This window comes from Schaalia sp. (genome assembly GCF_050312375.1).
Taxonomy (GTDB): Bacteria; Actinomycetota; Actinomycetes; order Actinomycetales; family Actinomycetaceae; genus Pauljensenia; species Pauljensenia hyovaginalis.
Genome location: NZ_JBNOYB010000083.1, coordinates 1 through 13,112, shown reverse-complemented (window position 1 = coordinate 13,112; position 13,112 = coordinate 1). Strand labels below are relative to the sequence as shown.

At 64.0% G+C, this 13,112-nt stretch carries 12 protein-coding genes; 8 read left to right on the top strand and 4 right to left on the bottom strand.

The features are described 5' to 3' along the window. Nucleotides 1-292: 292 nt before the first annotated feature. Genes cas2 through cas9 form a run of 3 tightly spaced genes read right to left on the bottom strand, consistent with a single transcriptional unit; the run spans nt 293 to nt 4,838 of the window. Nucleotides 293-613 carry a CRISPR-associated endonuclease Cas2 gene (gene cas2, locus ACQY7V_RS06485; protein ID WP_303778532.1) on the bottom strand — a complete coding sequence of 107 codons (321 nt, stop codon included), beginning with the start codon at nt 611-613 and terminating at the stop codon, nt 293-295. A gap of 5 nt (nt 614-618) precedes the next feature. Next, entirely contained in the window at nt 619-1,527 is a 909-nt protein-coding gene (cas1, locus tag ACQY7V_RS06480; RefSeq protein WP_320785745.1) for a type II CRISPR-associated endonuclease Cas1, read from the bottom strand. 8 nt (nt 1,528-1,535) lie between these two features. Continuing rightward, entirely contained in the window at nt 1,536-4,838 is a 3,303-nt protein-coding gene (gene cas9 / locus ACQY7V_RS06475) for a type II CRISPR RNA-guided endonuclease Cas9 (protein ID WP_428639447.1), read from the bottom strand. A 251-nt stretch (nt 4,839-5,089) separates the two neighbouring features. On the opposite strand from cas9, the gene ACQY7V_RS06470 reads away from it, so the two are divergent. After that, the gene (locus ACQY7V_RS06470; RefSeq protein WP_428639445.1) at nt 5,090-5,920 is read left to right on the top strand and encodes a DUF817 domain-containing protein; all 831 of its coding nucleotides are present in this window, start codon (nt 5,090-5,092) and stop codon (nt 5,918-5,920) included. A gap of 168 nt (nt 5,921-6,088) precedes the next feature. Here ACQY7V_RS06470 and ACQY7V_RS06465 read toward each other — a convergent pair whose 3' ends face one another. Continuing rightward, nucleotides 6,089-6,379 (bottom strand): hypothetical protein, encoded by a 291-nt coding sequence (locus tag ACQY7V_RS06465; RefSeq protein WP_428639443.1) that lies wholly within the window; start codon nt 6,377-6,379, stop codon nt 6,089-6,091. A 169-nt stretch (nt 6,380-6,548) separates the two neighbouring features. On the opposite strand from ACQY7V_RS06465, the gene ACQY7V_RS06460 reads away from it, so the two are divergent. From ACQY7V_RS06460 to ACQY7V_RS06430, 7 genes are all read left to right on the top strand, one after another. After that, a complete protein-coding gene (locus tag ACQY7V_RS06460) occupies nt 6,549-8,324 on the top strand; it encodes a cytochrome c biogenesis protein CcdA (protein ID WP_428639441.1) in 1,776 nt (591 codons plus the stop codon). Between the two features lie 107 nt (nt 8,325-8,431). Then, a complete protein-coding gene (locus ACQY7V_RS06455; protein WP_428639439.1) occupies nt 8,432-8,980 on the top strand; it encodes a sigma-70 family RNA polymerase sigma factor in 549 nt (182 codons plus the stop codon). Continuing rightward, nucleotides 8,977-9,735 (top strand): anti-sigma factor, encoded by a 759-nt coding sequence (locus ACQY7V_RS06450; protein WP_235362255.1) that lies wholly within the window; start codon nt 8,977-8,979, stop codon nt 9,733-9,735. Before ACQY7V_RS06455 ends, ACQY7V_RS06450 begins: the two co-directional genes overlap by 4 nt. A gap of 40 nt (nt 9,736-9,775) precedes the next feature. Further along, nucleotides 9,776-10,036 (top strand): hypothetical protein, encoded by a 261-nt coding sequence (locus tag ACQY7V_RS06445; RefSeq protein ID WP_428639437.1) that lies wholly within the window; start codon nt 9,776-9,778, stop codon nt 10,034-10,036. 170 nt (nt 10,037-10,206) lie between these two features. Further along, a complete protein-coding gene (locus ACQY7V_RS06440; protein ID WP_320836071.1) occupies nt 10,207-11,172 on the top strand; it encodes an SPFH domain-containing protein in 966 nt (321 codons plus the stop codon). Nucleotides 11,173-11,202: 30 nt separating this feature from the next. Further along, a complete protein-coding gene (locus ACQY7V_RS06435) occupies nt 11,203-11,469 on the top strand; it encodes a hypothetical protein (protein WP_303843560.1) in 267 nt (88 codons plus the stop codon). A gap of 339 nt (nt 11,470-11,808) precedes the next feature. Continuing rightward, entirely contained in the window at nt 11,809-13,089 is a 1,281-nt protein-coding gene (locus ACQY7V_RS06430; RefSeq protein WP_303772914.1) for an adenylosuccinate synthase, read from the top strand. The last annotated feature ends 23 nt before the right edge of the window (nt 13,090-13,112 follow it).

Sequence of the window (13,112 nt, the reverse complement as noted above, 5' to 3'; positions counted from 1 at the left end):
TGTCTTGGCTGGGTCGCTGGGAATCAGTCACCGTTCCCCTTTGATATCATCAAATTCGCCAGCGGGTCCGACTCCTGACGCTGGGAATCAGTCACCGTTCCCCTTTGATATCATCGAGAGGTGGTGATGGTGATGGATGTGAAGCTGGGAATCAGTCACCGTTCCCCTTTGATATCATCGGATTTGACTCCCACCGCCCCACGATGAGCTGGGAATCAGTCACCGTTCCCCTTTGATATCATCAGAGGGGGCGGTTTTCCTTGGAATTGCAACGATCGCCGGCGATCGGACGTCAGAAGATCGTGAGCTGCTCAGGTCTCGGATCCGTCTTCTGAGGGGTTGCGTTGTCGAATCTGAGACCGGTCGCCCATTGACGATCGGAAACAGCGATGACGCGGACTTGCCCGCCGGGCGGAAGGTGCCGCTTGATCGCACCGATGGTGGCTGCATCCTGGCCGCCGGTCGGCCAATACTTGACATAGACCGAGAACTGGACCATCGAGAAGCCCCAGTCCAACAGACTGTGGCGAAAACGATTCGCATCGCGTCGCTGCGCTTTCGTCTCCACCGGGAGGTCGAACATCACAAGGCACCACATCGGATCGTTGGGCATGAAAGTCACTCAGAGCGAATGGGACCGGACCACACCGGAGGAACGAGGCGCTGAAGATCGCCTTCGACATAGCGACCGAACTGCTGGGCGAATGCCTCGAGTGTTGCCGGGATTCGGACCCCGCTTTCGTCAAACGGCTGCGTTGCCGCAGCGACGAGCCGCCTCTTCACCTCGGAATCGGATGGCGAGGCGTCAGGGGAGAGCTCCAAAACTGCATCGTCGATGCATGGCCGAAATGGTTCTATGAGGTCATCGGCGAGTGCGAACATGTTGCTCCTGCCGTGGTGGAACAGGCCAAGCGGCCCGGACAAGCCAGCTCCGAGGATGCCCCTGATGACGAATCCACGCAGGACTGTGTAACCGTAGTCAAGACAAGGATTCTGGCCGAGTAACTCACCGGAAGACGGAGATCGTCCGTTTCTCCCGTCGAAGTACCGGCTCCAATACAGGCGAGCTGCTCGAGCCTCGACATTGGTGGGATCTCCCGAACGGACCTGATCGGCAAGCGCATGGAGTTCGCCTGCCCCAGGGATGCCGTGAGACTTGAGGACAGCGGATTGGCCGAGGATTTTAGCTCGGACGATTCGACCCCAAGCGTTCTTCCTTCTGGGAGCGCTGAGTTCTGCTTGAGCACGGTGCCGTGCTCCAACGCGACCGTGGTCCGACCAAGAGTAAGCCGCCCCTTCTGGTACGCCCCTCCAATCGCAGAAGAGCACTGCGATGTCAGCGCTGCACAATCGGTGGAGAACGGCGGTACTCAGCGATACATGAGTGCCGATGACGACGACCGCGACATCAGCGATCGGAACGTCGGTCGGGCAACCCTCTTGCGGCGTCACGCTGATCCCACCTCGAATGGAAGACAGGGATCCTTCAAACGAGGAGAAGTCCAGAATTCGCCACTTGGATGCCATTGAGAGAGCTACCTCAACGGACCTGAGAAGGGGAGACCTGATTCGCCACTCGTGCGGGGCACCCCGAGAGCAGTCCGGCGAATGACCTGAACCGTCCCAGGTTTCAGAAGAATATTTACCGCCGGACGCCAACCTTGTTTCGTAACAATTTCGACGACTCCAGCGGAGGAATTGGCAGGGAGTCCTTCAGAAGAGAGGAGATGCGGACGCAAGCGGAGCATTGCAGGAGCAGGGAATCCCGCGACCCGCCAGTTCGTGCAGCTCGGATACTCTGTGAGGAGCTCGCCAATGGCGCCCTTGGTGTAGGCGTTGGGGTCGAGCATGAGCTCATCACCTTCAACCAGCCAGCCGATTTGAGTCGCTGTTCCATTTCGGAGTGCCTGGCGGATCTTTTTCTCCGCGGTCCGCAGCGAAATGGAGGACTGAGGTATTTCGCAGGAGAAGAGGTCTTCATTCCTGTGGCGAACGAGATCCACCTGATAGACGCGGACCATCGCGTAGACCGGATTCTTGCCGTCGATCCTGTAGATGCGAGCATGATGAATCGATGCTCCGAGCTCTGCATATCCGCCACGAACAACGATGCAGGCAGAGCCCGTATTGAAGAAAGAAATCAGCTCTTCTCCGCGAATGTGATGCCCATTGACAACGATCGACCGATGGGGATCAGATGGCAAGCCGTCCTTCTCGTCGTAACCGGGGCATCGGGTCAGGGCTGTCCAAAGAGCCGGGGTGGATGCGCGATCGATCAGCCCCGCAGACAGGGCGCTGCTGAGCGGCACCTTGATGAGTTTCTGGATCTTCGCCTCGTGCATGGCGCCGCTGCCTTGACGAAGACGGGTGTTCTCAACGATCGGAATCGCATTGTTTGTGAGCGCCAGGTTGAACAGGTCCGATGCGGTACGCATGGCGTCGTTCCAACGCTCCCACTGCTTGCGAGCTTCATCGGTCACGCCGGTGAAGGTCTTCCATGTTTCCGTTTCTCCCGTGATTTGCTGGGAATTCCGGAGGTTCTGGCGAACAGCTAGTGTCATCGCAACCGAACGATTCATCATTGCGATGGTCAGAGCATCCATCGCGTGATGACGACGATCGAATCGGGTTTTGCCTCCGCCTCCGATGAGGTTGACCCGTCCTTCGAACCCGCTCGCCTTACGCGCTTCTGCTGTCAGGGCGCCGCGGTAGACATTGACGTCGACAGTCCGGCCCCCACGGTTGAAATGCTGGTCAATGCGCATGCGAAGCTCGCTCGCCATCCAGGCGACCGATTCCATCGATCGTCCATCGAACTCCTCATCGAGGGACTTCGATTTGAGGCGACTGATGACGTCCTTTTGGAATCGTTTGAAGTCTTTGGGGGAGACTCCCTCGTCACGGAGGAAGTGCCGGACTCGACGGGATGCATCTGCAAGAGTCGCACCCCTCGATGTGTTCGACTCAGCCCACACGGCGAATGGCAAATTCCCTTTGGCATGATTGCACGGTCTACAGACTGCAGCGAGATTATTGCGCGTATTCGTTGAACCTGCCGCCCCCGATCGCGGCACGATATGGTCCATCTCGGCAGTCGTGAAATCGATCGGGGTGCCGCAGTACAGACATTCGCCGTTCTGGCGCTGGAGCGCCTGGTACCGAATGAGATCGCTACGCCGCGGGCGGCCCGAGAGTCCCAGACGATCATGCATCTCGGAAAACATCTTCTGATTGCGCTTGAATCGCGCCTCGTTATCGCGCATCGCTTCGCGAACTGCGCGCTCGCTCCCAAGCGCATCCCGAATGTGCTCGATATTGATCGACTCAGGCGTACCCCATCGGCGCTCGGCGGCTCCCAACCAGCGTGCAAGTTGCTTTGTCACGCGGTCCACTGCGGGATTACCGACAGGCATTCCGATTGGATCGGCGGGCGGCTGCCAGGAGTCATCGACGCCGAAGACCGCCTTGCGCGCTTCGTGGAGATCCATCCCGGTTGTGAGCATGCATTCGGTGAGACGCTGGAGGGAATCGAGAGAATAAGCTGCACGGCCCGAGGGAAGCGCAAGCTTGTCGAGCAATTCCTGATCGCCCTCTGATGCCTGTTCCAGGACCTCGGCGATTTCGTCATCGACGTCGGGGATGTCCTCGGATCCGCCGCTGTTGGACAGGGCGTCGATCATCTTTCCCCGTTCCTCTGCCGAGGCCGAGATCCACCAGTCGACGAGCCAGGGGATCGCTGATCCGATGATCGCTCGATGAGTTGCATCAAGAGGAGGTGCGGACAACGCGGGTGTGCCATCAGGGCCCGGCTTCGCCGTACCGCGCAGCTCAGAGCGTTCGATTCCGAGATTGTCGGCGAGCTCCTCCCATGACGGAGCATCGCCCTCTCCTGCAATGAGGAGGAAATCGACCAAGCCCTGGAGCTCATCAGTCGAGAGGCGGCGCTCGGCCTTCCCCTCTCGGATGCGAAGGTTAGTGAGAACCGCAACGATGCGGAAGAGCTGGAAAGCGGGATGTGCCTTCTCTGCACGAACATGCTGCGTTTGACCCGGAAGCGCGTCCTTCCCCCGAAGGCCTTGTGCGCTCCCGCGTGGCGACTTCGCCTGGAAGACGCAGCGAATCAGGTGGTCGCGCTCATCGTCTTCGATTCGCTGGGTTGAAGCGATAAGGCGGATTTCCTGTGCGTTGTCGGACTGGAAGAGCTTGCCTTGAAGAATGCCCTCGGGGCCTCGGATCTTCGCCGTCGGGAAACTGGTGAAGAGGGCGGACAGGACCTCGCCGGGCGTTGCTTCGGGATCTACAAGAATGTCGAGCTTGTCGCTGACCCTTTCGCCGAGACCTCGAAGGAATTGAGATGGCTCGGCGGGGATGAGGAGCGACTCGACCTTGGAGTAGGGATTCCGCCATCCGCGGTGCCGAGCGATATGTCGCAGCGCAATTGAAACCGAACGCCGGCGCTCATCCTCGTCGAGGATGAACTCATTCGTGAGCCGGGCCCGGATGTGCCAGGGAGCGCGCGGATCGTCGAGGGTCTCCAGATCAACGATCGGGTAGCCGAGGCGCTTGAGCTCTTCGTCGAGCTGTGCGAGGCGGGTTCGACGCGATCTGTACAAACGCCGTGTTCTCCGTGCGACACCGGATGTCGCTTTCCGTGTCTTGGCATATTTCGCCTGATCCGGGTCGATGCCGGAGTCGTGCATGAAGACCATGGAATTGAGCAAAGCGACAGGGGCGTCATGCTCGTTGACTTGAACCGCGCAGAAGCCCGTCGAGTGAGTGCCGACGTCGATGCCGATTCGATAGCGAAGCGAAGTTGCCGTATCTGCGTTGATCTGCATGGAGTAATCATGACTCACCGCGGTGGCCTTTGGTGCAAAAACCGGGCCGCTCTTGCGAGCGACCCGGCGGAGCATTCAGTTCCGCTAACTGGTCGGAACTTACTGAGAATCAGTCATTGGCAATGATAACGCATGCTGGTGGCGGCTGTGAAGCCCTTCTGCAATGACTTCCGGGGTCTTGCACCCGGAGGCGCGTGAGATGGCAGACGCTTTTCCATGAGCTCTGCTTCAATCCGTGCTTCCCTTAACCCATGCCCGAACGTCGTCCGCTGAGCGATCTCAGACTCCTCCCGCTGCGCCTCGTCCAGTTCGCGTGGATGGAGATCCAGTGCTGCCTGTTCCCGGCGGCCGTCTTCCTCGGCCTCGCCGCCTCCTCCTTCGTGTGGGGTCGGTGGGAGATGCCGATCGCCCGCTACGACGCGCTGCTCATCTACGTCGTGATCGTGCAGATCGCCTTCGTCGCCTTCAAGCTCGAAACCTGGAGGGAGCTCGGCGTCATCTGCGTCTTCCACGTCCTCGGCCTCGCCCTCGAGATCTTCAAGGTGAACCAGGGCTCCTGGGCCTACCTCGACGCCGGGGTCGTGCGCCTCGGGGGAGTGCCGGTCTTCTCGGGCTTCATGTACGCCTCGGTCGGCTCCTACATCTGCCAGGCCTTCCGGCGCTTCGACCTGCACGTCGACCGTTTCCGCTGGTGGCCGGTGAGCGCCCTCGCCCTCGCGGTCTACGCGAACTTCTTCACCCACCACTACATCGTCGATCTGCGCTGGCCGATCGCGGTGGCGCTCCTCATCGCCCTGCACGGCTCGAAGGTCCGATTCACGGTCGGGGGAGACCGCTACCGGATGCCGACGGCGCTCGCATTCATCCTCATCGGCTTCTTCCTGTGGGTGGCCGAGAACGCGGCGACATTCCTCAACGCCTGGCGCTACCCGGATCAGGAGGCCGGCTGGCAGATGGTCCACGTCGGCAAGTTCGGCTCGTGGGCACTCCTCGTCACCTTGAGTTTCGTCCTCGTCGCAGCGGTCAAGGCGAAGGAGGGCGTGCTCTACGGGGACGGTCCGGCGCGGGTGACGAGGGCGTGACCCGGCGCTCGTGATGAGGGGCATCGGGACCCTCATCCCTGCCCGTCTCGCACTCCCGACGGGTCCTTCCCACCCGCGCCCAAAAGAGGGCGGTGAACGGAAGCGGATCCCGGGGCGCGACTCGGACACAGTCGCACCCCGGGATCCGCCTCGATGGGGCCGAGGGCCTCAGTGCTTGTGCATGTGACCCGACTGGCCGTCATCCATCTTGTCGTGGTCGGTCATCTTGTCCTTGTCGGACATGGCGCCCTGATCGGTCATCTTGTCCTTGTCGGTCATCTTGTCCTTGTCGGACATGGCGCCCTTGTCGGACATGGCGTTCTTATCGCCCATCTTGTCCGTCATGGACGTGCCGCCACTGCCCATCTTGTCGGGGGTCGCGGTGGAGCTGCAGGCGGCGATGCCCACGGCGGCAGTGGCGACGAGGGCGGAGGCGGCGAGGATCTTGCGCAGGTTCATGCATGTCCCAATCTGTTTCCGGGGCGCCCCTGTGGCACCCGCTCATTGGGTGGTTCGGAGTGGCAAGACTTCCGGATCGGTGACATGGATCACTGCTCGAATCCTGGAGGGAATCGATCCGAAGCGCCCTCGGCTGCGAACGAGAGATGACAGTCCAAGGAGGAAATACATGGTCACCCTCGTTCTTATCGGCCTCATCGGAGGCTTCATCACGGGCATCTCCCCGTGCATCCTGCCCGTGCTCCCCGTGATCTTCCTGTCGGGCGGCGCCCAGGGCGCGCGCTCCCGGGAGTCCGAATCCTCGATCGCGCGGATCCCCGGCATGATGACGGCCGGCCCCCTCGGCTCGCTGGGGAGCGCCCCGGCTCAATCGACGACGAGCCTCTCGCTCGCCCGCTCGAGCAAATGGCGCCCCTACCTCGTCGTGGGAGGCCTCGTCCTCAGCTTCACCTTCTTCACCCTGCTGGGCTCCACGATCCTCACTCTCCTCGGGCTCCCTCAGGACTTCATCCGCATCGCCGGAATCGTCGCCCTCGTCCTCATCGGCATCGCGATGATGATCCCCCGCCTCATGGAGATCCTCGAGAAGCCCTTCACCCGCTTCGGACGCTCTCAGGGCAAGCGCCCCGACAACGGATTCCTGCTCGGCATCGTCCTCGGCGCCGCGTACGTTCCCTGCGCCGGGCCGGTCCTCGCGGCCGTCTCCGTCGCGGGGACCACGGGCCGCATCGGTCCCGAGACCGTCGCCCTGGCCCTCTCCTTCGCGATCGGTACGGGCATCCCCCTTCTCGCCTTCGCCCTCGCGGGCAGGGGCCTCACCGAGAGGATCGCGGCCTTCCGCAGCCGCCAGAAACTGATCCGCATCATCGCGGGTGCCGCGATGATCCTCCTCGCCATCGGTCTCGCCACCGACCTGCCCGCGAAGATCCAGCGCGCCCTGCCCGATTGGACCTCATCCCTGCAGGCGGGCACCGACAAGTACCTGCGCGATTCCACCCCCAAGGGCTCCTCGTCCACCAGCTGCCTCGACGGGGCGGACGAACTCGCGAACTGCGGTCCGCTGCCGAAGATCGAGGGCGCCGTCGCATGGTTCAACACCCCCGGCGACCAGCCCCTCACCGAGACCGAGCGGAAGGACAAGGTCACCCTCGTCGACTTCTGGGCCTACTCGTGCATCAACTGCCAGCGCTCCATCCCCGGAGTCGAAAAGCTCTACGAAACCTACAAGGACGCCGGCCTGCAGGTCATCGGCGTGCACTCTCCCGAGTACGCCTTCGAGAAGGAGGTCGACAATGTGAAGAAGGGGGCCGAATCCCTGGGGATCACCTACCCCGTCGCCGTCGACTCGGACCTCGTCACCTGGACGAACTTCGACAACCACTACTGGCCCGCCCACTACCTCGCCGACGCGAAGGGCGAGCTGCGCGCCCTCAAGTACGGCGAGGGCGGCGAGGCGACGACCGAGAAACTGGTGCGCAGACTCCTCACTGAAGCGAACCCCGACCTCGTCCTTCCCGCACCGGTCTTCGCATCCGACGAGCCGACTGCGACCGGGGAACGGAGCCTCGAGACCTACCTCGGCGCCGCGCGCGCCAGCCGTTTCGTCGACGGTGGGCTCAAGACCGGAATCGCCGAATACTCCCTCCCCGAGAGTCAAGCGCGCGACACCTTCGCCCTCGACGGCCGCTGGAAGGTCGAAGACGAGTTCATCGCCCCCGACGAGGGCGAGGCCGGGCTCTCCCTGGCCTTCAAAGGGAAGCAGGTGAACCTCGTCGTCTCCGGCGAAGGGGACCTCGAATGGGAGGTGAACGGCCAGAAGATGACGAAGCGCATCTCGGGGACCCCGAACGGCATCGAACTCTTCGCCTCCTCCGAAACCCATCAGGGGGAGCTGAAATTGAAGGCCTCGCCCGGGCTCAAGCTCTACTCCTTCACCTTCGGGTGAGAACTGCGAATCCGGGTGGAGCCGTGACACGGAAGGAGCAACATGAGGACGCGGAAGGAGGGTCGTCCAGATGAGCGGATCCGTGCGAGCCCCGTAGCATGTCATGCGTGGAAGAAGCAGACCAAGACGGACGTCTCCTCGCGCGGGTCGCGCAGGGGGACGAGTCCGCTTTCGCCGAGCTCTACGACCGCTGGGCATCCCGCCTCTTCGCCCTGGTCCTGCAGATCGTCGTCGACCGCGCGCAGTCGGAGGAGGTCCTCCAGGACGTCTTCTGGCAGGTGTGGACGACTGCGGCCTCCTACGAGGCGGAACGCGGGAGCGCGAGGGCGTGGCTGGTGACCTTCGCGCGGCGGCGGGCGATCGATCGCGTGCGCTCCAGTCAGGCCGCTCGTGATCGAGAGGCCCGTCACCACGGCGACTACCCGGATTTCGATTCGACGCTCGACGCCATCGAAGAGCGATTGGAGGGGGAGCGGGTGAGGCGCGCACTGGAACGAGTAGGTGAACCGCATGCGAGCACGATCAAGCTCGCCTATTTCACGGGCCTGACCCACGCGCAGATCGCGGAGCGGATGCGCGTCCCCCTGGGAACGGTGAAGAGCAGGATCCGCGACGGCATCGACAAGCTGAGAGTCGAGATGGGAGTGACTCGATGAACGGGGAATCTGAGCGTTTCGACGGGATCGATCCTCTGGAATCCGAGGAGGCGGCGCTCCTCGGCGCGTCCCTGCGCCCCGTCGCCCCGCCGCCGGCGCTCCGTGAGGAGTTGATGAGGCGGGTGCGCGAGTCTTCGGCCGGAGGCGTCGGGGAAGCGGTCGGGAGCAGCGCTGAAGAGGTCGGGCCCCGCGGCGATGCGATCGACGCCGTCGCCGAGGGGGGCGGGGGCTCTGCCGCCGCCGTTCCGGGTGCCGAGGTCGTCGACTTCGCATCTGCCCGTTCTTCGCGGCGGCGACTGGTGCGCGTGTTCGCGCAGATGGCCGCTTCCTTCGTGATCCTCGCCGTGGGGGTGGGCGTGGGGCGCTGGTCGACGATGGAGGGCATGGAGTCGACCAGTCATTACGCTCAGCTCAATCAGGCCCAGGACGTCGATCGCGTGACGGATACGATGCCTGACGGGCATGTCGTCACCCTCACCTGGTCGAAGGGGATGGATATGGCGGCGGTGACCCTTCCGGCGGAGCTCAGGGCCTCCAAGGGGCGCAGTCTCCAGGTGTGGGTCCGTCAAAAGGGCGTCGTCACGAAGGCCGGCATGTACGAGCCCGCGAAGGGGACGACCTTCTCCTTCCTCGACGTGATGCCCGAGCCGGGCATCGAGATCCTCATCACCGAGGAGCCCGAGGGCGGTTCGGATCAGCCCACCGGTGATCCGCTCGTCGTGCTGCGCATCGGCGAGGGCGCGAAGGCCGTCTGAGGGCGGAGCGGGATGCCGGCGGCTCGACGCTGTCGCCTTCGTGGCCGCGCTCATGATCGTCACCGCCTCGGGACGACGACTCCTCGACGAGGCTGAAGAGGCGGATCGCGGATATCGAGAGCTCATCAGTCGGGGGCTTCCTCCGGTCGATGGCGACGAAGTCGCGATGCTGTGGAGCGGCGAGGCCGATGGCGCCTGCGCCCGTTATCGGCGGCGCAACGGGGCGAGTGAGGACGATGCGCGCATCATGATCGGTTTGCCGGCGACGATGGCGGCTGCTGAAGGGCGACTCCCGCAGTGATGTCGGGCGCTCTCGCGTGATGCGATTGATTGCGCCGAGAGTCGGGTGCCGGGGGCGAGGCCGATGAGAGGGGCCTTGCGCCGCCATAAAAAATAGATATCATATTGATATGGCTTCGCCCTCGAAGCCGCGTGAAGGCGCGGCGGGCGGAGATGGCAGAGGAGAAAGCGATGACTGCGCCCACAACCCCCACTTCCTGCTCCGAGTTCGCAGACGATTCGACGCGAAGCGCCGCCCGCGTTGAAATCGCGGAGAGGCCCGCGAGTTCCCTCGGGGCCGCCGCCGCGTTCCCGGCCTTCCTCATCCTTGTGGCCGGGTTCGTCTTCTCCATCTACTTCTTCATCTCGGGCGCGATCATGGCCGACGCCAATGAGGACGGCGGGATCCTCCGGATCATCGTGGCCTCGATCCTGTTCCTCCTCGTCCTCATCCTGTTCACCTCGCTCACGGTCGTCTCGCCCGGCCAGACTTCGGTCCGCCAGTTCTTCGGCAAGTACATCGGCACGGTGAGGCGTACGGGGCTGGTCCTCGTCCCCCCGCTGTCGAACGGGAAGAAGGTGTCCGTCAAGGTCCACAACTTCGAGACGCATGAGCTCAAGGTGAACGATTCCGACGGCAACCCCGTCAACATCGCCGCGATCGTCGTCTGGCAGGTCGCCGACACCGCCCGGGCCGTCTTCGCCGTCGAGGAGTACGAGGAATTCATCAAGGCCCAGGCCGAATCCGCGCTCCGCCACGTCGCGACGACTCACCCCTACGATGAGCCCGGTCCGGGCGAGACCTCCCTGCGCGGCGGCACCGACATCGTCTCGGCCGAGCTCGCGGCCGAGGTCGCGGCCCGCGTCGCCCTCGCCGGTCTCGAGATCGTGGAGGTCCGCATCTCCTCCCTCGCCTACGCCCCCGAAATCGCTCAGGCGATGCTCCAGCGTCAGCAGGCGGGCGCCGTGATCTCCGCCCGCGAGCAGATCGTCGAGGGCGCGGTCTCCATGGTCCGCCAGGCTCTCGAGCGCCTCGAGCAGGACGAGATCGTCTCCCTCGATGACGAGCGCAAGGCCCAGATGGTCTCCAACCTGCTCGTCGTCCTCTGCTCCGACACGAACGCCCAGCCGATCGTCAACGCGGGTTCGCTCTACTGAGCGGCCCCGATCGGGAGGAGGATCCGAAGCGTGGCGGGCGGCAAGCGCGAGCGCAAGCAGCTGCTGCTCAGGCTCGACCCGGCCGTCCATGAGGCGCTCGCCTCGTGGGCGGCCGATGACCTGCGCTCCGTCAACGCCCAGATCGAGATGATCCTGCGGCGCGCCCTCAAGGAATCCGGGCGCGATCCGAAGGCCGCCCCGATGCGCGGGCGCGGCAGGCCCCGCAAGACCCCGATCGCCGAGGGCGGGGCACCAGGCGCATCGGAATCGGAGAGGCACCCCGACGAGGACGCCTGATCTCCCCCCGTCGTCCCCTCTTCTCCGCCGAGGTCATCACCTTTCTGTGTCGAGGTCATCACCTTTCTTCGTCGAAGTCATCACTTTTCTTCGTCGAGAGTGTTCCCTTACGTGCTGCGGAGGGCGAAGCCCGTCGCGGGGAGTCGCGGCGGTAATGCTTTCGATGGACGAAGGTGATGCTTTCGGTGGATAAAAGTGATGATCTCGGTGAAGGGGGAGTGGAAGTCGAGTGGCGGGCGAATCGGAGCCGAACGGCCCGAGCGGGCAGGCCTGCGAACTCAGTAGACTGGGCGAAGGTGCGGCCACCGTCGCACGGACACCGATTCGCGGGAGAAACTCATGCCAGCCGTCATCGTGCTCGGCGCCCAGTGGGGCGACGAAGGCAAGGGCAAGGCGACCGACCAGCTCGGTCAGAACACCGACTACGTCGTGAAGTTCAACGGCGGGAACAACGCCGGACACACCGTCGTCATCGACGGCGAGAAGTACGCCCTTCACCTCCTGCCCGCGGGCATCCTCTCCGAGGGCGTCGCCCCGATCATCGGCAACGGCGTGGTCGTGGACCTCGAGGTCCTCTTCGCCGAGCTCAATGAGATGACCTCGCGCGGCGTCGACTGCTCGCGCCTCCTCATCTCCTCCAACGCGCACATCATCCCCTCGTACAACCGCCTCATGGACCAGGCGAACGAGCGGGCGCGGGGGAAGAACCAGATCGGCACCACCGGCCGCGGGATCGGCCCGACCTACGCCGACAAGATGAACCGCATCGGCCTGCGCATCCAGGACCTCTTCGACCCGGAGGCCCTCTCCCTCAAGGTCGAGGCGGCGCTCGCCCCCAAGAACGAGATCTTCGCCGCCGTCGGCATGGAGACCCTCGACCCGACGGTCGTCACCGAGGAGCTCCTGTCCTACGCCGATCGGGTGCGCCCCATGGTGTGCGACGTGTCGCTCGTCGTCAACGACGCGCTCGACCGCGGCGACACCGTCCTCTTCGAGGGCGGCCAGGCGACCATGCTCGACATCGACCACGGCACCTACCCCTTCGTCACCTCCTCGAACCCGACGGCGGGCGGCGCCCTCACGGGAACCGGCGTCGGCCCGACCCGCATCGACCGGGTCGTCGGCGTCGCCAAGGCCTACACGACGCGCGTGGGCGAGGGCCCCTTCCCGACCGAACTCGACGACGAGGTCGGTGAAGCCCTGCGCCAAAAAGGCGGGGAGTTCGGCGTCACCACGGGCCGCCCGCGCCGCACCGGATGGTTCGACGCCGTCGTCATGCGCTACGCGACGCGCATCAACGGCCTCACCGACATCTGCCTCACGAAGCTCGACGTCCTCACCGGCTACGAGACCATCCCCGTGTGCACCGCCTACGAGGTCGACGGCGTGCGCACCGAGGAGATGCCCCTCGACCAGGGCGGCTTCGAGCGAGCCGTCCCCGTCTACGAGGAGCTGCCCGGCTGGACCGAGGACATCTCCGAGTGCAGGAGCTTCGACGAGCTCCCCGCCGCCGCGCAGGCCTACATCGCGCGCCTCGAAGAGCTCTCGCGCTGCCGCATCCAGTCGGTCGGCGTGGGCGCCGGCCGCGAGGCGACGATCGTGCGTTACCCGCTGATCTGATCCTCAATCCTCGCCGAACAGGT

Coding starts and splice junctions, on each gene's coding strand:
- cas2 (WP_303778532.1), bottom strand. CDS start 613: ATGCCCAACGATCCGATGTGGTGCCTTGTGATGTTCGACCTCCCGGTG.
- cas1 (WP_320785745.1), bottom strand. CDS start 1,527: ATGGCATCCAAGTGGCGAATTCTGGACTTCTCCTCGTTTGAAGGATCC.
- cas9 (WP_428639447.1), bottom strand. CDS start 4,838: ATGCAGATCAACGCAGATACGGCAACTTCGCTTCGCTATCGAATCGGC.
- ACQY7V_RS06470 (WP_428639445.1), top strand. CDS start 5,090: ATGCCCGAACGTCGTCCGCTGAGCGATCTCAGACTCCTCCCGCTGCGC.
- ACQY7V_RS06465 (WP_428639443.1), bottom strand. CDS start 6,379: ATGAACCTGCGCAAGATCCTCGCCGCCTCCGCCCTCGTCGCCACTGCC.
- ACQY7V_RS06460 (WP_428639441.1), top strand. CDS start 6,549: ATGGTCACCCTCGTTCTTATCGGCCTCATCGGAGGCTTCATCACGGGC.
- ACQY7V_RS06450 (WP_235362255.1), top strand. CDS start 8,977: ATGAACGGGGAATCTGAGCGTTTCGACGGGATCGATCCTCTGGAATCC.
- ACQY7V_RS06440 (WP_320836071.1), top strand. CDS start 10,207: ATGACTGCGCCCACAACCCCCACTTCCTGCTCCGAGTTCGCAGACGAT.
- ACQY7V_RS06430 (WP_303772914.1), top strand. CDS start 11,809: ATGCCAGCCGTCATCGTGCTCGGCGCCCAGTGGGGCGACGAAGGCAAG.